The organism is Thermus thermophilus HB8 (genome assembly GCF_000091545.1).
Classification (GTDB): Bacteria; Deinococcota; Deinococci; order Deinococcales; family Thermaceae; genus Thermus; species Thermus thermophilus.
Genome location: NC_006462.1, coordinates 38,089 through 55,763, shown reverse-complemented (window position 1 = coordinate 55,763; position 17,675 = coordinate 38,089). Strand labels below are relative to the sequence as shown.

Here is a 17,675-nt window from a genome sequence, read left to right as displayed (position 1 = left end):
CCTCCAGGTAGCGGGCAAGCTCCGGGGTCATGCCCTGAGTTTACCCGCGAGGACCTCCTCCAGGGCGAGGAGGAGGGCCCTTATGGCCTCCTCCCTCTGGGCGGAAAGCCTGAGCCACTCGGGGAGGCCAAAACTGGTGCAGTCCCGCACCCTTATGCCCCTTTCCCTCAGGGCCTTCGCCACCTCCGTGGCCCTTCCCACCCGCACCATGAGGAAGTTGGCGGGGCTTTCCCGGACCTCGAGGCCAAGCCTCCTAAGCCCCTCGGCGAGGAGGCCCCGGAGGCGGAAGAGCTCCCTTTTGCTCCCCTCCAGCCAGGCCCGGGCCTCCGGGTCCAGGTGGGCGTGGAGGAAGGCCTCCCCGTAGACGGAGAGGGGCCAGGAAGGGGCCAGGTTCTGGAAGTGGGTGAGGTCCAGGGGGGCCAGGAGGTACCCCGCCCTGACCCCCGTGAGGCCGTGGGCCTTGTTGGGGCTGTAGAGGCGGAAGGCCGTTTGGGGGAGGGGCGGGGGGGATTCCATGAGGTCGTAGTAGGCGAGGTCCAGGACCAGGGCGCCCCCTGCGCGCCTGGCCGCCTCCTCCAGGAAGGGGTAGACCTCCCCCGTGGGGTTGTTGGGCACGCAGAGGAAGGCGAGGGAACTTTTGGGAAGGAGCTCCAGGAAGGCCTCGGGGCTTTCCGCCTCCCAGAGGGGCAGATCCAGGGCCCGGGCGGCCCGGGCGTACTCGCCGAAGGTGGGGGGGAGGAGGAGGATGGGCCCCCGCAGGTAGGTCCAGCGGGCCAGGCGGTGGATGAGCTCGCTCGTCCCCGTGCCCACGGCCACCTGTTCGGGAGAGACCCCGTGGGCCTCGGCCAGGGCCCGGCGTAGCCTCCGGTAGAGGGGGTCGGGGTAGCGGCTCGGGTCGGCCCTTCGCAGGTAGGCCAGGGCCACGGGGTTGGGGCCTAGGGCGTTGGCGTTGGTGGAGAAGTCGTAGAGGGGCTCGGGGCCCTCGTCGGTGCCCCCGTGGATGGGGCGGAGGACGTCGTCCAGCATGCCTTCCATGGTAGGGAAGCCGCGGGAGGCCGAGTGGGGCCCAGGCTAAGGACGGAGGCGGAGGGCCCCCTCCCGCATCCGGGCGAGGACGGCCTCGAGGCGGGCCGCCTCCTCCTCGGTGTAGGCGTGGAGCTCTAGGGGAAGGCCGGGGAAAGCCTTTCGGGCCAGGCGGTGGAGGTCCTCCCGGCGGGGCCCCTGGTAGAGGAGGAGGAGGTCCACGTCGCTTCCCACCGAGGCTCTTCCCCGGGCCCAGGAGCCGAAGAGCCAGGCCTCGAGGAGGGGAACCTCCTTCTCCAGGGCCTTAAGCCCCTCCTCGAGGCGGAGGAGGAGCTCCTCCCTCGTCCATCTGGGATAGAACACCTTCACAGTAGGCATACACCGCCTCCGCGTGTCCCAAAAGGCGCTCGGCCTCGCCCCGCCGGTAGCGCTGAAAAGGGGCGCCCTCCGGCAAGGCGTCGGGGTACCGGCTTGGGATGTAGGCCTTGTCCAGCTCACTGGCGGCATCCAGCAACGCCTCGGGCACGGGGAGCTTTTGGGCCAGCTCCTCCAGGAGGCCCGCCACCGAGTGGCCCCAGGCCACGGCTCCCAGCCTCTGGAAGACGGCCTTCACCGCCTTTTCCGCCGCCTGTTGCGCCGCGAAGGCCGCCCACTCAAAAAACCCTTCCCGCAGGGAAAGCCTGGCCTGCTCCAGGTCCCGCTTGGCCTGAAGCAGGAAGTCCCGGCTCCGCTCCACCTCCAAAGCCTACCAAAGCCCCGTGGCCGCCGCGAGGAGGAGGCCCACCCCGTAGCCCAGGCCCCCCACGAGCCAGAGGGCCTTCCGGGTGTGGGAAGCCTTGGGGGAGGGGGCCAGGGGGTTCAGGGCGTAGGCCCCCCGCTTCCTCAGGCGCACCCCGAGCCTCAAGGCCAGGGCGGCCATGGGGAAGCCCGCGTTGGGGGAGGGGGTCTTGCGGGCCTCCTGCAAAAGCCTCCCCCAAAGCCCCGGGGGGCAGAGGAGAAGCCCGGTGAGCCGGGCCGGAAGCAGGTTCAGGAGGTCGTCCGCCCGGGCGGCGAAGGCGCCCCTGGCCCCGTGCTCCGGGTAGCCCCACATGGCGTCGGCGGTGTTGGCGTAGCGGTAGAGGGCGGCCCCCCCGAGGCCGAAGAGGGCGTAGTAGAGGAGGGGGGCGAGGAGGCTATCCGAGAGGTTCTCCGCGAGGCTTTCCAGGGCGGCCTCCCGCACCTCCTCCGCGGAGAGGTCTTCCGTTCTCCGGCTCACGATGCGGGAAAGGCGCCTTCTTCCCGCCTCGAGGCCCTCTTCCAGGGCCTTCTCCACCCCAAAGACCTCCAAGAGGAGCATCCTCAGGCTGAAGAGGGGCTTGAGGAGGAGGCCCAGGACCACCCACCCCCAGGCCAAGGGCCTCAGGAGGAGGTCCAGGAGAAAGGCGGGCAGGGCGAAGAGGAGGGCCCCCAAAGCCCAGTAGAAGGCCCCGGACGGGAAACCCCGGACCCTCCTCCAGGCCCAGGCGAGGTACCGCCCCATCCAGACCACGGGGTGGAGCCGGGAAGGGGGCTCCCCGAAGAGGGCGTCCAGGAGGAGGGCGAGGAGGAGGCTCACGGGAAGCGCTCCCGGTAGCGCAAAAGGGGCTCCCTTTGGCGCCAGCCCGCCCGCTCTAAAAGGGGTTCGTCCGGCCAGGCGCGGGGGTAGCCCAGGCAGAGGTAGGCCAGAAGCCGGTAGTCCGGTGGGGCTCCCAGAAGCCTGGCCACCGCTTCGGGTTCCAGGATGCTCACCCAACCCACCCCGATCCCCTCGGCCCGGGCGGCGGTCCAGAGGTTGCCCACGGCCAGCACCACGGAGTAGGCGAGGGTCTCGGGCATGGTGTGGTGGCCGAGGCTCCTCGCGACGGGCCTTTGGAAGACGGCGAGGTGCAGGGGGGCCTCGAGGAGCCCTTCAAGCCGCAGACGGTCGTAGACCCGCTGGGCTTTTCCCTGAAAAAGGGCCCTCTCCCGGGCCCTTGCCTCTTGGTGGAGGGCGAAGACCCTTTCTTTTGTCGCCCTTTCCCGGATCTCCACGATGGCCCAGGGTTGGGTGAGCCCCACACTTGGGGCGGCGTGGAAGGCTTGGTAGAGCCTTTCCAGAACTTCCTCCGGAATGGGGTCGGGCCGGAAGTGGCGGATGTCCCGGCGGGTAAGGAGGGCCCGGTAGACCGCCGCTTTCTCCGCTTCGCTAAAGGCCGTGGTCCTTCGGGAGGAGTTCGCCATAAAGCCCCACCACCTTCCCCACCACCAGGAGGGCCGGGGAGGGGAGCCCTTCCCCGAGGCCCGGGAGGTCTTCCACCCGGCCCAGCCGCACCGCCTCCCCCGGCCAGCCCACCCGGGCGAGGAGGGCGAGGGGGGTTTCCGGAGGAAAGCGTTCCAAAAGCCTTTCCTTGAGCCCTCCCAGGGTGTGGAGGGGCATGAGGAGGACCAGGGTGTCCGCCCGGGGGAGGGGGAGGGCGGGGTCGTGCCCCGTGGCCACGGCGAAGCTCCGGGCAAGCCCCCGGTGGGTGAGGGGGAGGCCCAGGGCGGAAAGGGCTCCCACGGCGCTCGTCACCCCCGGGACCACCTCAAAGGGGATGCCCGCCCGCCTCAAGGCCAAGGCCTCCTCCCCGCCCCGCCCGAAGACCATGGGGTCCCCCCCCTTGAGCCGGGCCACCACCCGCCCCTCCCGGGCCAGGGCGATGAGCCTCGCCGTGATGGCCTCCTGGGGGGTCTTTCCCCCGTAGCCCTCCTTGCCCACGGGGACGAGCTCTCCCTTGGCCAGGGCGAGGACGCCGGGGTGGACCAGGCGGTCGTGGAGGACCACCTCGGCCACCTCCAAGACCCTCAGGGCCTTCAGGGTGAGGTGCTCCGGACCTCCAAACCCCGCCCCCACCAGGTAGACCTTCCCCCTCATCGCCTCCTCGGGAAGAGGCGGTGGAGCCTCCCGTGAAGGGCGTCCAGGTCCTGGTAGAGGGCCTCGGCCTCTGCCCTCAAGGCCTTCAGGCGCCCCTCCATGGCCTCCACCGCCAGGAGAAGCCCCCGCCAGTAGGGCTCTTCGGGCTCCTGGGCGGCCCTTTCCTCCAGGTGGAGGAGGGCCTCCCTCAGGGCTTCCTCCAGGGCGGGGAGGGTCTTGGCCTCGGCGAGGCGCTTGAGCTCGGGCCGTTGCCCGAGCACGGGGGCAAGCTCCTCCCGCTCGTGGAGGAGGTCGTGGGCTTCCTTCTCCAAAAGCTCGCCGATCGCGATCCTCAGGGCCGAAAGCTCGTGGCATGCCATCTAGATCACCTCCAAAAGCTTTTCCCGATAGACCTCCCCCCCTTCCAGGTGGGCCTTCCGCAGGGGGAGGACGTCCTCCGGGGAGAGCCCCCCGTAGACCACCCCCTCGGGGTAGGCGATGAGGACGGGCCCCTTGCCGCAGCGGCTGAGGCAAGGGGTGGGGGTGAGCTGGACCAGGGGCCCGAGGTCCCTCAGGCCCTCCTCCAAGCGGCGCAGAAGCCCCAGGGCCCCCCTTTCCCGGCAGTCCTCCCCGGTGCAGAGGAGGAGGTGGGTGAAGGGCCCGTGGGGGTGGCGGCCCGGGGCGAAGAGGGCGTGGCGGAGGGCCCTTAGCCCCGCGATCTGGGCCTCCCGCCTCGGGGCGAAGCGGCCCAGGGGAAAGCGGTAGCGGCAGGTGTCGCAGGGGGCGTACCCGCCCTCCAGGGCCTCGCGGTAGCGGCCCTCGAGGGCCTCGAGGAGGGCGGGGTGGCCCATGAGGGGGGGGAGGACCTCCAGGTCCAGGCCCCCTGCCCGGCCCCTCAGCCTCTCCTCCACCACCCCCCGGAAGAAGAGGTGGGGGAGGAGGAAAACCCTCCTCGGCCTCAAGGCGGCGAGGCGCAGAAGGGCCTCCCTGGGCGTGGGCCTCGCCTTGGCGGCGTAGGCGGGTACCGTGGGCACCCCGGTTTTCTCCTCTATGAGCCGGGCGAGGGCCGCCCCTTCCGCGTTCGCCCCCGGGTCGGTGCCCCCCCTCAGGACCAGGACCGCCCCGTCCTGGGGCGTGGCCCCCCTGCGCCTAAGCCGCTCCGCCCAGAGGGCCACCAGGGCGGGGTGGGTGCCGAGGGGGCGGGCGAGGAGGAAGCGGGCCTTGGGGTACCTGACCCTGGCCGCCTCCAGAGCGAGGGGCAGGTCGGCCTTCAGGTGCCCCGCCCCGAGGAGGAGGAGGGGAAGGACCACTCCCCCTCCCCGCCTTGCAAGCTCCAGGGCACTTTCCAGGAGGGTGGGGCTTTGGTGCTCGATGAAGCCCAAAAGCACCTCCTCCCCGAGCCGCCTTTCCAGTCCCTTCCTGAGCCCCTGGGCCAGGGCCTGGGCCCTCGGGTCGGGGGAGCCGTGGGCGGCGAGGAGGATCACGGCAGGGCCTCCTCGGGGATCCCCAGGGATAGGACCCCCAGGGCCAGGGTGAGGTTCCCCCGCTTCGTCTTCTCCACGAGGAGCCTCGCCCCTTCCGCCAAGACGGCGGCCTCGGCCACCCCCCATAGCCCCGTGTGGCGGAAGACGGCCTCCGAGGGGTTGGGGATCCTCTGGGCGTTCAAGACCTCCTTGGGGTAAAAGCGCAAGGGGAGGCCCACCTCCTCGGCGAAGGCCAAAAGCCCCGCCTCGTCCCGCTTGAGCTCGGCGGTGGCCAGGACCCTAAGGCTTTCCCGGGCGAAGCCCCCTTCCTCCAAGAAGGCGAAGACCTCCCGCCGGATCTCCTCCAGGGGGGTTCCCCGGTTGCACCCGATCCCCAGGACCAGGGCAGGGGGGTGGGCGAAGAGGGCGGGGACGGGAAGGGGGAAGGCTTTGCGCACGGTGAAGAGGACCATCCCCTCAACCCCTTCCGTCCTGGGCTCCTTGAGCACCCGCACCATGGGGTAGCGCCCCAAAGGGCTTAGGTCCACGCAGTCCGACCAGAAGCCCACGGGCCTCCCGTCCACCAGGAGGGCGGAGACCTCCTTGAGGGGGCTCCAGTCGGGGACCCGGGCCCCCAGGGCCTTCGCCAGGAGGTCGGGGGCGGGGGCGTTTAGGCTGTCCGTCCCCGTGGTGAGGACGGCCTCGCCCCCCAGGGCCTCGGCGAGGTGGCGGGCTAAGGGGTTCGCCCCGCCCAGGTGCCCGGCGAGGAGGGGGACGAAGTAGCGTCCCTTGAGGTCCACCACCAAGACGGCGGGGTCCACCCGTTTGTCCAGGATCAGGGGGGCGATGGCCCGGAGGACGATCCCCGAGGCCATGACGAAGACGTGGCCGTCGTGGAGGGGCCAGGTCTTGAGGAGGAGTTCCTTGATCGGCTCCTCAAAGTAGACCGCCCCCTCCAAGAGGCCCCGGTACTTGGCCGCGGCGTAGAGGGTGCTCCCGGGGAGGACCCGATGGATCCTCTCCGCCACGGCGAGGCCGGGGAGGGTGAGGGTGTAGACGGCCACCCTCTCAGGGCGCAAGGGCCCAAGCTCAGGCATCCCGCCTCCCCGAGCTAGCCCCTTCGGGGCTGACCAGGGAGAGCCCCGGGGTTTCCCCGGGGAGGGCTTCCTTGGTGTCCAGGTCGTACTTCAGGGCGTAGCCCCTGGGGGTGAGGAAGGTGCCCTCGTAAAAGCGGCTTTGGCGGTTGCCGATGACCACCGTGGTGAGCATGCCCGCCTCCGCCTCCCTAAGCCCTTCCAGGGTGGTGAGGGCGACCTCCTGCCGCTTGCGGTAGGCGCTCTTCACCAAGGCGGCCGGGGTCTCCTTGGGGCGGTATTCCAGGAGGATCTCGGCGCTTTTCCTAAGCTGCCAGTCCCGCCTTTTGCTTTGGGGGTTGTAGAGGACCACCACGAAGTCCCCCTGCCCCGCGGCGTGGAGCCTCCGCTCTATGAGGGGCCAGGGGGTGAGGAGGTCGGAGAGGCTGATGAGGCAGGTGTCGTGGGCCAGGGGGCTTCCCAGGAGGCTCGCCACGGCGTTGGCCGCCGTGACCCCGGGGATGACGGCGAGGAAAACCTCCCCTTCCTCCCCGGCGAACCTTCCGGGAAGGCCCACCCCCCCGTCCACCCGCTTTAGGCCCCGCTCTTCCATGAGCTCCAAGACGGGGGCCGCCATCCCGTAGATCCCCGGGTCTCCCCCGGAGACGAGGGCCACCCTTTGGCCGGAAAGGGCCCGCTCCAGGGCCTCCTCCGCCCGGTCCAGCTCCTCGGTCATGCCCTTCCTGACCACCTCCTTCCCCGCAAGGAGCCCCATCTCTTCAAGGAGCTTCACGTAGGTGCTGTAGCCGATGACCACCTCCGCCCCTTCCAGGGCCTCCCGGGCCCTTTGGGTAAGGCCCGGAAGGTCCCCGGGGCCCATGCCCACCAGAAAGAGTTCTCCCATGCCCTCACCTCCTATAGCGGTGTTTAAAGCTGGGGTCGTAAAGCAGGCTCCTTACCCCCTTGGCCCGTAAAGCTTCTCCCACCAGATAGACCGTGGTGTCCCGGGCGGGGAGGTGGGCGAGGCCCTTAAGGTCCGTGAGCCCCACCTCCTCCCCCGGTTGGGCCACCTTGTGCCCGTAGAGCACCGGGGTGTCCCCGGGAAGCCCCGCCTCCAGAAGCTCCCGGGATAGCCTCCTTGGGTGCATCCCCGAGAGGTAGACCGCAAGGGTTAGCCCCTTGCGGGCAAGGCTTTTGGGGTCCTGGCCCTCGGGGACAGGGGTCCTGACCCCAAGCCGGGTGAAGGCCACCGCCTGGGCCACCCCGGGGGCGGTGAGGGAGAGGCCCGCCCTCGCCGCCAGGGCGAAGGCCGCCGTGACCCCGGGCACCACCTCCACCCCCACCCCTAGGGCCTCGAGGGCCTCCTTCTCCTCCAGAAGGGTCCCGTAAAGCCCCGGGTCCCCCGAGTGGAGCCGGACCACCCCCCCGCCCTTCCGGGCCTCCTCGGCCAGGGCCAGGACGATCTCCTCCAAGGTCATCCCCTTGGAGTCCAGAAGCGCCGCTTTTGGGGCAAGCTCCCGCAAGGCCCCTTCGGGGAAGAGGCTTCCCGTGTAGAGGACGAAGCGGGCCTCTCCCAAAAGCCTCGCCCCCTTCACCGTGAGGAGCTCCGGGTCCCCGGGCCCCCCGCCCACCACGTGCACCACGGGCCTCATCCTTCCCCTCCTTTTCGCCAAAGCCCCACCAGGGTCCAATAGTCCCGCGCCACCCCCTTGGCCGCCCCCAGGGGCAGGACCCGTTCCCCCGGCATCCCCAGGCGCAAAAAGGCCCACCCCTCCCGGTCGGGAAAGGCCCTTTCCAGGGCCTCGAGGTCCTTGGCCTTGTAGACGAAGACGCTCTGGAAGCGGTCTAGGCCCTCTGGGTCCACGGGGCCAAGCCCCGTCACCGCGGCGAACCCCTCCTCCCCCAGGGCGATGGGCTTGAGGAGGCTGGCCGCCGCCAGCTGGTGGGCGCTGATCCCGGGAACGGCCTCCACCGCCACCCCCTCCAGGTGGGGGAGGAGGTTCAGGGGAGAGGCGTAGAGGAGGCTGTCCCCGAGGACCAGGTACCCCCCTTCCCCGTAGCGGGAAAGGGCCTCCCGGACCCTGCGGGCCGCCTCCCTCCTCGCCCTCTCCGCCTCCTTGGGGTCCCCTCCGGTGAAGAGGGGCAAGGGGAGGAGGGGCTTGCCCTCGGGGAGGAAGGGCCGGGCGATTCCCAGGGCGACGGGCTCCCTCCCCTCCTCCTTGGGGTAGAAGAGGACGGGAAGCCTTTGGATGAGCCTTAGCGCCTTCAGGGTGAGGAGCTCGGGGTCGCCGGGGCCCAGGCCGATCAGGTAGAGCTTCATGCGCCCTCCTTGGTCACGGCGAGGAGGGTGATGGGGTTTTGCGCCTCGAGGCGGTGGTAGCGGGCGAGGGGCACCACCCGGCTCGCCTGGACCTGGAAGCCCTCCAGGGGGAGCCCCGTTCCCTTCAGGAAGCCGTAGGCCGCAAGGAGGTTCTCCAGGGTGATGGCCGCCACCACGAGCCTCCCCCCGGGCCTCAGGGCCTTTAGGCTCACCCGGAGGATCTCCTCAAGCTCCCCCCCGCTTCCCCCCACGAAGACGGCGTGGGGGGCGGGGAGGCCCTTTAGGGCCTCTGGGGCCTCCCCCTTGACCAGGTGGAGGTTAAAGGCCCCGAAGCGGCGGGCGTTCTCCACGATGTGGGGCCAGGACTCGGGGTTTTTCTCCACGGCGTAGACCTCCCCCCAGGGGGCAAGCCTCGCCGCCTCAATCCCCACGCTCCCCGTTCCGGCGCCGATGTCCCAAAGGACCCCGTCCGGGGGAAGGCCGAGGAGCCCCAAGGCCAAAAGCCGCACCTCCCGTTTGGTGATGAGCCCCTTCTTGGGCATCCTTTGCTCAAAGGCCTCGTCGGGGAAGAAGCCGAGCCTTGGGGGAAGGGGCCCCTTGGCCTCTAGGATGAGGACGTTGGGGTCCAGGAAGCGCTCCTCGGCCACCTCCTTTAGGCCCGCGAAGCTCCGCACCCTTTCGTCCTCCTCCCCAAGCCGCTCCGCCACGTGGGCCCGGGCGTCCACGCCCATCTCCAGGAGGGCCCGGGCGATCCCCGCCGGGGTGTGCTCGGGGTCGGTGTAGACCACGGAGAGGGGGGAGAGGCTGAGCTCCAAAAGCACCCCGCCCAAAGGCCTTCCGTGGAGGGAGAAGAAGCGGGCCTGGTCCCAGGGGAGCTTAAGCCTCGCGAAGGCCTCCTGGAAGGCGGTGGGGGCGGGATGGACCTCGGCCTCGGGGAAGCGTTCCAGGACCCTTTTGCCGATCCCGTAGAAGAGGGGGTCCCCCGAGGCCAGGAAGGCCACCTTCTTCCCCTCTTTAAGCCGCGCCTCCGCCAGGTCCAAAAGGGCCTCCAGGGGGCCCTGGACGGGCACCTTCTCCCCGGGGTGGTCGGGGAAGTGGGCGAGGTGGCGCCTGCCGCCGATCAGGACCTCCGCCTCCTCCAGGCGCCTTAGGGCCTTTAGGCTCAGGCCCTCCCGGCCCCTCGCGCCCATCCCGATCACGTAGACCATCTACCCCTCCCTGTAGGCCCTGGAGGTGTCCACCCCCCCGTCCGCCGCGAGGCGGATCAGGGCGTGGAGGGCGGCCACCACCAGGGTGCTTCCCCCTTTTCGGCCCTCCGTGACGATCCAGGGCACCGGGGCTTCCATGAGGGCCCGCTTGGCCTCCAGGACGTTCACGAAGCCCACGGGCATCCCCAGGACCAGGGCGGGCCTCGCCCCTTGCCGGATGGCCTCCACCAGGGCGAGGAGGAAGGTGGGGGCGTTCCCCACCCCCACGATGGCCCCGTCCAGAAGCCCCTTTTCCCAGGCGTAGGCCACCGCCGCCTCGGCCCGGGTTCCCCCCGTGGCCTTGGCCCTTGCCACCACCTCAGGGTGGGCGAGGAGCTCCACCACCTCGTTGCCGAAGAGCCTGAGCCTTTCCGGGTTTAGGCCGCAGGCGATCATCCGGGCGTCCACCAGGATCCGCGCCCCCGCTTGGATGGCCTTTAGCCCCGCCTCCACCGCCCCTTGGCTAAAGCGGGTGAGCGCCTTGTACTCAAAGTCGGCGGTGGCGTGGATCATCCGGCGCACCACGGGCCACTCCAGGGGGGAGAAGCCGTGGGGCCCCGCTTCCTGGTCCACGATGCGGAAGCTCTCCTCCTCTATGGCCCGCCCTTTTTCCGTCATCTGGTGGGCAGGGTTTTTCTGCGCCTTGATCAGGTCATCCACGGTACACCTCCCTGTCGGGCCAGGCGGCGAGGCACCGCCCCTCGTCAAAGTCGGTGAGGGCCACGCTCACGAAGGGCCTCTCCCCGATGTAGGCCTGGAGCTTCTCCTGGGCCAGGCGGACGAGGTTCACGAAGAAAAGCTCCAGGCCCTCTTCTAAGGCGATCTCCAGGAAGCGGCGGGCGGTGGCCGCCCCCTCCGCCTCCTTGAGGGCCTTAGGGCTTGCCCCCGCCTCCTTGAGGAGGGAAAGGAGGAGGGAGAGGTTCACCTCGCCCCCGGCGGCGTGGGTCATGGTCTTGCCGTCGGCCATCTTGGAGATCTTCCCGATCATTCCCACGACGCGCACCACCTCTACCCCCACCTTCCTGGCGGCCCGGAGGACGTCCCCCACGAAGTCCCCCATCTCTATGAAGGCCATCTCCGGGAGGTGGGGGAGGAGCCTTTGGGCGAAGCGCTCGCTCTTGCCCCCCGTGGTGGCGGCGATCTCTAAGAGCCCGTTCGCCCGCGCCACCCCCACCGCCTGGACCACGCTCATGCGGAAGGCGCTGGTGGAGTAGGGCTTCACCACCCCCGTGGTCCCGAGGACGGAGAGCCCCCCGAGGATCCCGAGCCTGGGGTTTAAGGTCTTCTTGGCGAGCTCCTCCCCGCCGGGGATGGCGATGGTGACGGCGAGGGGCCTTTCCGTCACCTCCCGCACCGCTTCCCAGATCATCCGCCTGGGCACGGGGTTGATGGCGGGCTCCCCCACGGGCACCCCGAGGCCGGGCTTGGTCACCACCCCTACCCCCTCGCCCCCCTCGAGGCGGTCTTCGCTCGCAAAGCGCACGAAGGCCTGGATCTCCGCCCCGTGGGTCACGTCGGGGTCGTCCCCGGCGTCCTTGATCATCCCCACCAGGACCCCGTCCCCCTTCCTTTCCAGGCGGAAGACCCGGAAGGGTTGCCGCCACCCCGCGGGAAGCCAGATGTCCACCACCTCCGGGGCTTCCCCGAGGAGGGCGAGGGCCGCGGCCTTGGCCGCCGCGGCGGCGTTTGCCCCCGTGGTGAAGCCGATGCGGCTTCCCTTCTTGTCCCGGGGCGGGGGGTAGGGGTGGCTCATGCGGGCCTCAGGGCGTAGAGCCTCAAGGAGACCAGGAGGCCGAAGAGGCCGAGGCCTAGGGGTAGGGCGAAGGCCTCGAGGTCCACCCCCCCGAGCTCCGCCAGGGCCAGAACCAGGGCCACGGCCACCACCGCCCACCCGAGGAGGCGGCTCGCCTCTTCCGCCCTTCGGGAGTCCTTGGCCAGGTTCTGCAGACGGCTCGCCAGAAGCCCGTCCACCCCGTCCACGAGGAGCATCCCCAGGGTGAAGAAGGCCCCGAGGCGCAAAGGGGAGAGCTCGGCGGAAAGGGCCAGGGCGGAAAGCTGGCTCGCCGTCTCAAACCCGAGGCCGAAGAGGACCCCGAGGAGGAGGGGGTTGAGGAGGGGAAGCCCTTTCGGGGGGGTAGGAGGGGTGGGCTTGAGGAGCCGGTAGAGGTTCAGGGCCGCCACCAAGAGGAGGAGGAAGGCGGGGAGGTGGAGGGCCTCGAGGTCCACCCGCCCGAGGAGGCTTGCCGCGGGGAAGGCCAGGAGGGTGACCACCCCCCCGTGCCCCAGGGCGAAGAGGACGCCGTTAAGGGGCGAGGGCCTCACCCGGGAAAGCCCGTCCACCGCCGCCAGGTGGTCGGGGTCCACGCCGTGGCGCATCCCCAGGGCCACGGCCAGAAGCTCGAGGCCCGTCACGGGGCACCTTCCTTTTGGTGGGAGGAAACGCGGGGCTTAAACCGGAACCCGAGGGTGTTTTCCATGCTTGCCTCCTTTCGCCCCTGCTCGGGGGCAGGTGAGGCGCGCACCGGGGCGGGTATCCGGGCTTCCGGCCAAGACGCTAGGCCTGTGGCTTAGGGCCGGTTACCGTTGCGGCACAGCGCCGGACTTTCACCGGTCTTCCCCCTTTTGCGCCCCAGGACATCCGGGCCCTGGGGCACCCCGGCCGCTCTCGCCCCTGTTTTACCCCGTTGCCTCCTCCCCGTCAAGGGCGAGGCGGACGAGCACCCTCCTGGGCCAGTCCACCGCCACCGCGCTTCCCGGGGGCACAAGGCCGTCCTCCCCCAAGGCCCTGAGCACCGCCCGCACCACCCCCCCGTGGGTGAAGAGGACCGCAGGGGCTTTAAGCCCCTCCAGGAAGCGGAAGACCCTTTCCTGGAAGGCCGAGAGGCTTTCCCCTCCCGGGGGGTGGAAGCCCTGGAACCTTAGGAGGGCCTCCTTGTAACGGGGGTCCAGGGTCTCCCAAAGGGCCCCCTCCAGCGCTCCGAAGTGGATCTCCCGAAGCTCGGGGTAGAGGCGGGGGGAAAACCCCGCAAGCTCCGCCGTCCGCCTCGCCCGGAGGAGGTCCGAGCTGAAGGCGGGAAGAGAAGGAAGCGCCCCCTTGAGCCTTCGCGCCTGGGCCTCGCCCTCCGCCGTGAGGGGGAGGTCCGTCCAGCCGAGAAGCCTTCCCTCCCGGTTCCAGAGGGTCTCCCCGTGGCGCACGAGCCAGAGCTCCATGCCCTTAGGGTAAGCTTTTCCCCGTGATGGACCCGGAGGTCTTCGCCCAAGCCCGGCTCCGCATGGACCAGCTCACCAAGCCCCCCCGCGCCTTGGGCTACCTGGAGGAGGTGGCCCTGCGCCTCGCCGCCCTCCAGGGCCGGGTGAAGCCCGAGCTCGGGCGGGGGGCGGTGGTGGTGGCCGCCGCCGACCACGGGGTGGTGGCCGAGGGGGTCTCGGCCTACCCCCAGGAGGTCACCCGGCAGATGGTCCTGAACTTCCTCCGCGGGGGCGCCGCCATCAACCAGTTCGCCCTGGCGGCGGACTGCGCCGTCTACGTCCTGGACGTGGGGGTGGTGGGGGAGCTTCCCGACCACCCGGGGCTTCTCAAGCGCAAGGTGCGCCCGGGGACGGCGAACCTCGCCCAAGGCCCCGCCATGACCCCGGAGGAGGCGGAGAGGGCCCTCCTGGCGGGCCGCGAGGCGGCGAGGCGGGCCATCGCGGAAGGGGCCACCCTCCTCGCCGCCGGGGACATGGGCATCGGCAACACCACGGCGGCGGCCGCCCTCACCGCCGCCCTCTTAGGCCTCCCTCCCGAGGCCGTGGTGGGCCGGGGGACGGGGGTGGGGGAGGAGGGCCTGAGGCGGAAGCGCCAAGCGGTGGCCCGGGCCCTCGCCCGCCTCCATCCGGGCATGGGTCCCCTCGAGGTGGCGGCCGAGGTGGGGGGGCTTGAGCTTGTGGCCATCGCCGGGATCTACCTCGAGGGGTACGAGGCCGGGCTTCCCTTGGTCCTGGACGGCTTTCCCGTGACCGCGGGGGCCCTTTTGGCCTGGAAGATGGCGCCGGGGCTTAGGGACCACCTCTTCGCCGGCCACCTCTCCCGGGAGCCCGGCCACCGCCACCAGCTGGAGGCCCTGGGCCTGAGGCCGCTTTTGGACCTGGACCTCGCCCTGGGGGAGGGGACGGGGGCGGTCCTCGCCATGCCCCTTCTCCGGGCCGCGGCCCGCATCCTCCACATGGCCACCTTCCAGGAGGCGGGGGTTTCCCGGGGGTGAGGCCCCTGTGTATGATCTCTTCATGGGGCGCTGGGAGCTGGAACGGGCCTGGGACCTCCTGGAGGAGGGGGATCTCCTCGAGGCCTTGGAGCACGCGGAGCGGGCCTACCGCAGGCACCCCAAGGACCCGGAGGCCCGGTTCCTCTACGGCTACCTCCGCTTCACCTCGGACGGGGCCTACGAAGGGCTCCGCCTCATGGAACTTGGGGCCAAGGCCATGGGTGGGGAGGCCTGCGCCGAGCTTTGGCGGATCTACGGCACGGAGTTTCCCGCCCACCTCCTGGACTTGGCCCGCTTTCTGGAGCGGCGGGGCCTCCCTCTCCCGGGGGACACCGCCTGGGCGGAGGCCGTTCTGGAGGAGCAGGGGCTTCCTCCGGAGGTGGCCCGGGAGGTGGAGCGGTGGCTCTACCAGGAGGACATCCCCTCCCTGGAAGGGTTTTTCCGCAAACGCCCTTCCCCCTATCCGGGCTACCTCCTGGTGCGCCTGTACCTGGCCCGGGGGGCCTTCCTTAGGGCGCAAGGCCTCGCCGGGGAGCTCGGGGAGGTGTGGGGCGGGGACTGGAGGGTGGAGCTGGCCCGCCTCCTCGCCCGTTTCCCCCAGGAGGGGCCGTCCCTGGCGGAGGAGGCCCGGCCCCTCCTCGCCCGGCGCCCCAAGGACCCCCACCTCGCCGAGGGGCTCGCCCTCCTGGCCCTGGGTGTGGGAGAGGGGAGGGTGGCCCTGGAGCTGGACCGGGCCTTTGACCCGCCCCTAAGGGCCCGGTTTCCCCACCTGGAGGAGCCTCTGGAGGCGGAAGAGGAGGGGAGGCCCCTGGTTCCCCTGGGGCTCTTCCTCTCCCCGGGCCGGGCCGACGTGTCCCCTCCACCCTTCGCTTGGGAGGCCTTCCGGTCCTGGCTTCCCCGCCTGGGGCTAGGGGAGCTCACCCTTTGGGGCCGCCCCTTCCTGCGCTCGGGCCTCCTTTCCCCGGAAGACGTGAGGCAGGAGATGAGGGAGGGGGTGATGCGCCTCCGCTTCCTGGAGGAGGGGAGGCCGCCCTTCGTGCCCTTGGCGAGCCTCGGGGAGCTCCTCGGGGCCTCCCCGGAGGAACGGGAGGCGGCCTCGGCCGCGGCCTCCCCCGGAGAGCTGGCCCACTTCCGCAAGGCCTTCCCCGATAGCCTCCTCCTGGAGCTCTACGCCCTCCTATACCGGCCCTTTGGGGATTGGCCCGAGGGGCGGGTGCGCCGCCTGCTGCGGGAGGAGCTCCCCTGGGGGGTGAGGGAGGCCCTGCGCCTACGCCTGGAGCTCGGGCGGGACCCCCTCGCCCCCCTTTCCCCTCCCGAACCCCCGCCCGGGGACCTATGGCCGGAGGAGTTCCTCTTCACCTGGCTCCTCCTGGCCCCGCCCGAGGAGGAGGTGGAAGAGGCCTTCCTCGTCCCCCCCGGGAACCGGGCCGTGAACCTGGACTGGCTCAACGTCTACCCCCTCCGCGTCCGCCGCCTCGAGGCGCAAAGGCCCTGGCGGAAGGAACCCCTTCCTGAGGGGGGCGGTCTGGAGGACTGGGCCCGCCGCCTGCCCCTTAGCCTCAGGACCTTTTGGCTTGTCGAACTGGAGGTGGATGAGGGCATGGGGCTGGAGGACCTCCTGGACCCGGAAACCCTTCGGGACCTCCTGGAGGGGCTAACCCCCGGCGCCCGCTCCCTCCTCGCCCGCCTCGTCCGGGAGGGAAGGCTTCCCCTTTCCCAAGCGGAGGAAAAAGCCCTTGCCCAACTGGAGCGGCGCTTCCTGGCCTTCGTGGGGGCCGGGGAGGTGGGCCTTCCTGGGGACCTGAGGCGGGCACTTTTCCGTGCGCTTTAGGTGCTCCGAGACCTCCGCCTCGCCCTGGCCCTCCTCACGGTGTTGCCCCTGGCCCCTAAAGGGGTCGGGGAGGAGGACTTCAAGCGGAGCGTGGCCTTCTTCCCCCTGGCGGGCTACCTCCTGGGGCTCCCCCTGGCCCTCCTCGCCCTCTTGCCCCTCCCTCCAGGGCTTTCCGCCGCCCTGGGGGTCGCCCTCCTCCTCGGCCTCACGGGCTTCCTGCACCTGGACGGCCTTTTGGACCTCGCGGACGCCCTCCTCGGGGCGAGGCCCAGGGAGGAGCGCCTGAGGATCCTCAAGGACCCCCACCTGGGGGCCTTCGCCTTCGGGGTGGGGGGGGTCTACCTCCTCCTCCTCTTCCAGGCCCTGGCCCTGGTGCAAGACCCCCTCTTCCTCCTCCTCTTCCCGGGGTGGGCCCGCTTCGCCTTCCTCCCCTTCCTCCACCGCTACCCCCTCTTGGGCCCGGGGATGGCCGCCTTGGTCCGGGGGGGGCCCTGGCCCTTTGCCCTCCTTCCCGCCCTGCCCTTCCTCCTCCTCTACCCCCTTCCCGCCCTCCTCGCCCTCCTCGCCGCCTGGGGGGTGGCCCGCCTGGCCTGGGCCCGCCTCGGGGGGCTGAACGGGGACGCCCTCGGGGCCATGATCGCCCTGGGGGAGGTGGTCCTCCTCCTGGCCCAGGCCCTGCTTGGGCCGGCTCCTTCCTCCCGTGCCGGGCCTGGTTTACCATAGGGCTATGTCCGAGGACCGCCTCCTGGAGCGCTTGGAGAAGCTGGAGGGGGTGGTGGAGACCACCGTGGCCGTCCTCCCTCCCCTAATCCAGGACCTCTCCCGGCGCATCGACGCCCTGCGGGAAGAGGTGAAGGCGGAGCTCAGGGAGCGGGAAGCCCGGCTGGAGGAGCGCTTCCAGGGCTTGGAGAAGCGGATCCAGGAGGTGGAGACCAAGCTGGAGAGTCGGATTCAGAACCTGGAGGCCAGGCTGGGGCGGCAGATCCAGGAGACGGAGACCCGGCTGGGGACCCGGATCCAGGAGGTGGAGGCCAAGCTGGAGGGGCGGATCCAGGGGGTGGAGGCCAAGCTGGAGGGGCAGATCCAGGGGGTGGAAAACCGACTGGAGGCCCGGATCCACGCGGTGGAAACCAAGCTGGAGGGGAAGATCCAGGAGGTGGAGGCCCGACTGGAGGGGCGGATCCAGGGGGTGGAGGCCAAGCTAGAGCGGCAGATCCAGGAGACGGAGACCCGGCTGGGGACCCGGATCCAGGAGGTGGAGGCCAAGCTAGAGCGGCAGATCCAGGAGACGGAGGCCCGGCTGGGGACCCGGATCCAGGAGGTGGAGGCCAAGCTAGACCGGCAGATCCAAGAGACGGAGGCCCAACTGGAGGCCCGGATCCACGCGGTGGAAACCAAGCTGGAAGGGCGGATCCAAGAGGTGGAGAACCGACTGGAAGCCCAGATCTTGGCCTTGCGCCAGGAGATGAAGGCCGAAATCGGTTCCGCCTTCAACAGGGTGATGCTCTATCTCACGGCCGTGGGGGTGGTACTGGCCCTTCTTTCCGTCTTCTTCCGCTAGGGCCTGTCCCTTTGCGGGGTAAG

21 protein-coding genes and 1 riboswitch are annotated in these 17,675 nt (G+C 70.7%); of the genes, 4 read left to right on the top strand and 17 right to left on the bottom strand.

The features are described 5' to 3' along the window. Positions 1 to 27 precede the first annotated feature (27 nt). The 17 genes from TTH_RS10315 to TTH_RS10235 form a co-directional block, all read right to left on the bottom strand. Positions 28 to 1,026, bottom strand: coding sequence for a pyridoxal phosphate-dependent aminotransferase (locus TTH_RS10315; RefSeq protein WP_164926108.1), 999 nt, complete (start codon positions 1,024 to 1,026; stop codon positions 28 to 30). A 45-nt stretch (positions 1,027 to 1,071) separates the two neighbouring features. Beyond that, the gene (locus tag TTH_RS10310; RefSeq protein ID WP_011174538.1) at positions 1,072 to 1,401 is read right to left on the bottom strand and encodes a nucleotidyltransferase domain-containing protein; all 330 of its coding nucleotides are present in this window, start codon (positions 1,399 to 1,401) and stop codon (positions 1,072 to 1,074) included. Further along, complete coding sequence (locus TTH_RS10305) at positions 1,328 to 1,759, bottom strand: HEPN domain-containing protein (protein WP_011229225.1); 432 nt, start codon at positions 1,757 to 1,759, stop codon at positions 1,328 to 1,330. Before TTH_RS10305 ends, TTH_RS10310 begins: the two co-directional genes overlap by 74 nt. A gap of 9 nt (positions 1,760 to 1,768) precedes the next feature. Continuing rightward, complete coding sequence (cbiB, locus tag TTH_RS10300; protein WP_011174539.1) at positions 1,769 to 2,617, bottom strand: adenosylcobinamide-phosphate synthase CbiB; 849 nt, start codon at positions 2,615 to 2,617, stop codon at positions 1,769 to 1,771. Continuing rightward, positions 2,614 to 3,261, bottom strand: a complete 648-nt coding sequence (gene bluB, locus TTH_RS10295; RefSeq protein WP_008631426.1) for a 5,6-dimethylbenzimidazole synthase — start codon at positions 3,259 to 3,261, stop codon at positions 2,614 to 2,616. The genes cbiB and bluB overlap by 4 nt, the downstream gene beginning before the upstream one ends. Then, positions 3,227 to 3,934, bottom strand: a complete 708-nt coding sequence (gene cobA, locus TTH_RS10290) for a uroporphyrinogen-III C-methyltransferase (RefSeq protein WP_011174541.1) — start codon at positions 3,932 to 3,934, stop codon at positions 3,227 to 3,229. Before cobA ends, bluB begins: the two co-directional genes overlap by 35 nt. Then, complete coding sequence (locus TTH_RS10285) at positions 3,931 to 4,293, bottom strand: DUF3209 family protein (RefSeq protein WP_011229226.1); 363 nt, start codon at positions 4,291 to 4,293, stop codon at positions 3,931 to 3,933. The genes cobA and TTH_RS10285 overlap by 4 nt, the downstream gene beginning before the upstream one ends. Next, complete coding sequence (locus tag TTH_RS10280; protein ID WP_011229227.1) at positions 4,294 to 5,397, bottom strand: CbiX/SirB N-terminal domain-containing protein; 1,104 nt, start codon at positions 5,395 to 5,397, stop codon at positions 4,294 to 4,296. Continuing rightward, positions 5,394 to 6,473 carry a cobalt-precorrin 5A hydrolase gene (locus tag TTH_RS10275; protein ID WP_011229228.1) on the bottom strand — a complete coding sequence of 360 codons (1,080 nt, stop codon included), beginning with the start codon at positions 6,471 to 6,473 and terminating at the stop codon, positions 5,394 to 5,396. The genes TTH_RS10280 and TTH_RS10275 overlap by 4 nt, the downstream gene beginning before the upstream one ends. Then, on the bottom strand, positions 6,466 to 7,353 hold the full coding sequence (gene cobJ, locus TTH_RS10270; protein WP_011229229.1) for a precorrin-3B C(17)-methyltransferase: 888 nt from the start codon (positions 7,351 to 7,353) through the stop codon (positions 6,466 to 6,468). Before cobJ ends, TTH_RS10275 begins: the two co-directional genes overlap by 8 nt. Positions 7,354 to 7,357: 4 nt before the next feature. Next, positions 7,358 to 8,101 carry a cobalt-precorrin-4/precorrin-4 C(11)-methyltransferase gene (locus TTH_RS10265; protein WP_008631410.1) on the bottom strand — a complete coding sequence of 248 codons (744 nt, stop codon included), beginning with the start codon at positions 8,099 to 8,101 and terminating at the stop codon, positions 7,358 to 7,360. Beyond that, on the bottom strand, positions 8,098 to 8,769 hold the full coding sequence (locus TTH_RS10260; RefSeq protein WP_011229230.1) for an SAM-dependent methyltransferase: 672 nt from the start codon (positions 8,767 to 8,769) through the stop codon (positions 8,098 to 8,100). Before TTH_RS10260 ends, TTH_RS10265 begins: the two co-directional genes overlap by 4 nt. Continuing rightward, positions 8,766 to 9,977, bottom strand: a complete 1,212-nt coding sequence (locus TTH_RS10255; protein WP_008631406.1) for a bifunctional cobalt-precorrin-7 (C(5))-methyltransferase/cobalt-precorrin-6B (C(15))-methyltransferase — start codon at positions 9,975 to 9,977, stop codon at positions 8,766 to 8,768. Before TTH_RS10255 ends, TTH_RS10260 begins: the two co-directional genes overlap by 4 nt. Then, positions 9,978 to 10,676, bottom strand: coding sequence for a precorrin-8X methylmutase (locus TTH_RS10250; RefSeq protein ID WP_011174544.1), 699 nt, complete (start codon positions 10,674 to 10,676; stop codon positions 9,978 to 9,980). It lies immediately after the preceding gene. Continuing rightward, positions 10,669 to 11,769 (bottom strand): cobalt-precorrin-5B (C(1))-methyltransferase, encoded by a 1,101-nt coding sequence (locus tag TTH_RS10245; protein WP_008631402.1) that lies wholly within the window; start codon positions 11,767 to 11,769, stop codon positions 10,669 to 10,671. Before TTH_RS10245 ends, TTH_RS10250 begins: the two co-directional genes overlap by 8 nt. Further along, a complete protein-coding gene (locus TTH_RS10240; RefSeq protein ID WP_011174545.1) occupies positions 11,766 to 12,428 on the bottom strand; it encodes a HoxN/HupN/NixA family nickel/cobalt transporter in 663 nt (220 codons plus the stop codon). The genes TTH_RS10245 and TTH_RS10240 overlap by 4 nt, the downstream gene beginning before the upstream one ends. A 108-nt stretch (positions 12,429 to 12,536) precedes the next feature. After that, positions 12,537 to 12,676: riboswitch (cobalamin riboswitch) on the bottom strand. A 16-nt stretch (positions 12,677 to 12,692) separates the two neighbouring features. Then, the gene (locus TTH_RS10235) at positions 12,693 to 13,226 is read right to left on the bottom strand and encodes a histidine phosphatase family protein (RefSeq protein WP_011229232.1); all 534 of its coding nucleotides are present in this window, start codon (positions 13,224 to 13,226) and stop codon (positions 12,693 to 12,695) included. Positions 13,227 to 13,252: 26 nt separating this feature from the next. Here TTH_RS10235 and cobT point away from each other — a divergent pair, with 26 nt between their 5' ends. The 4 genes from cobT to TTH_RS10215 are packed head-to-tail and all read left to right on the top strand — an operon-like array spanning position 13,253 to position 17,652. Beyond that, entirely contained in the window at positions 13,253 to 14,260 is a 1,008-nt protein-coding gene (gene cobT / locus TTH_RS10230) for a nicotinate-nucleotide--dimethylbenzimidazole phosphoribosyltransferase (protein WP_008631396.1), read from the top strand. Positions 14,261 to 14,282: 22 nt separating this feature from the next. Next, the gene (locus TTH_RS10225; RefSeq protein WP_011229233.1) at positions 14,283 to 16,091 is read left to right on the top strand and encodes a hypothetical protein; all 1,809 of its coding nucleotides are present in this window, start codon (positions 14,283 to 14,285) and stop codon (positions 16,089 to 16,091) included. Next, positions 16,092 to 16,814 carry an adenosylcobinamide-GDP ribazoletransferase gene (locus TTH_RS10220; RefSeq protein ID WP_008631386.1) on the top strand — a complete coding sequence of 241 codons (723 nt, stop codon included), beginning with the start codon at positions 16,092 to 16,094 and terminating at the stop codon, positions 16,812 to 16,814. 4 nt (positions 16,815 to 16,818) lie between these two features. After that, on the top strand, positions 16,819 to 17,652 hold the full coding sequence (locus TTH_RS10215) for an apolipoprotein A-IV repeat region-like domain-containing protein (protein WP_011229234.1): 834 nt from the start codon (positions 16,819 to 16,821) through the stop codon (positions 17,650 to 17,652). The last annotated feature ends 23 nt before the right edge of the window (positions 17,653 to 17,675 follow it).

Bases quoted from the DNA above. Each gene is read 5' to 3' on its own strand.
- TTH_RS10315 (WP_164926108.1), bottom strand. From the start codon at position 1,026: ATGCTGGACGACGTCCTCCGCCCCATCCACGGGGGCACCGACGAGGGC.
- TTH_RS10310 (WP_011174538.1), bottom strand. From the start codon at position 1,401: ATGCCTACTGTGAAGGTGTTCTATCCCAGATGGACGAGGGAGGAGCTC.
- bluB (WP_008631426.1), bottom strand. From the start codon at position 3,261: ATGGCGAACTCCTCCCGAAGGACCACGGCCTTTAGCGAAGCGGAGAAA.
- cobA (WP_011174541.1), bottom strand. From the start codon at position 3,934: ATGAGGGGGAAGGTCTACCTGGTGGGGGCGGGGTTTGGAGGTCCGGAG.
- TTH_RS10285 (WP_011229226.1), bottom strand. From the start codon at position 4,293: ATGGCATGCCACGAGCTTTCGGCCCTGAGGATCGCGATCGGCGAGCTT.
- TTH_RS10275 (WP_011229228.1), bottom strand. From the start codon at position 6,473: ATGCCTGAGCTTGGGCCCTTGCGCCCTGAGAGGGTGGCCGTCTACACC.
- cobJ (WP_011229229.1), bottom strand. From the start codon at position 7,353: ATGGGAGAACTCTTTCTGGTGGGCATGGGCCCCGGGGACCTTCCGGGC.
- TTH_RS10265 (WP_008631410.1), bottom strand. From the start codon at position 8,101: ATGAGGCCCGTGGTGCACGTGGTGGGCGGGGGGCCCGGGGACCCGGAG.
- TTH_RS10260 (WP_011229230.1), bottom strand. From the start codon at position 8,769: ATGAAGCTCTACCTGATCGGCCTGGGCCCCGGCGACCCCGAGCTCCTC.
- TTH_RS10255 (WP_008631406.1), bottom strand. From the start codon at position 9,977: ATGGTCTACGTGATCGGGATGGGCGCGAGGGGCCGGGAGGGCCTGAGC.
- TTH_RS10245 (WP_008631402.1), bottom strand. From the start codon at position 11,769: ATGAGCCACCCCTACCCCCCGCCCCGGGACAAGAAGGGAAGCCGCATC.
- TTH_RS10235 (WP_011229232.1), bottom strand. From the start codon at position 13,226: ATGGAGCTCTGGCTCGTGCGCCACGGGGAGACCCTCTGGAACCGGGAG.
- cobT (WP_008631396.1), top strand. From the start codon at position 13,253: ATGGACCCGGAGGTCTTCGCCCAAGCCCGGCTCCGCATGGACCAGCTC.
- TTH_RS10225 (WP_011229233.1), top strand. From the start codon at position 14,283: ATGGGGCGCTGGGAGCTGGAACGGGCCTGGGACCTCCTGGAGGAGGGG.
- TTH_RS10215 (WP_011229234.1), top strand. From the start codon at position 16,819: ATGTCCGAGGACCGCCTCCTGGAGCGCTTGGAGAAGCTGGAGGGGGTG.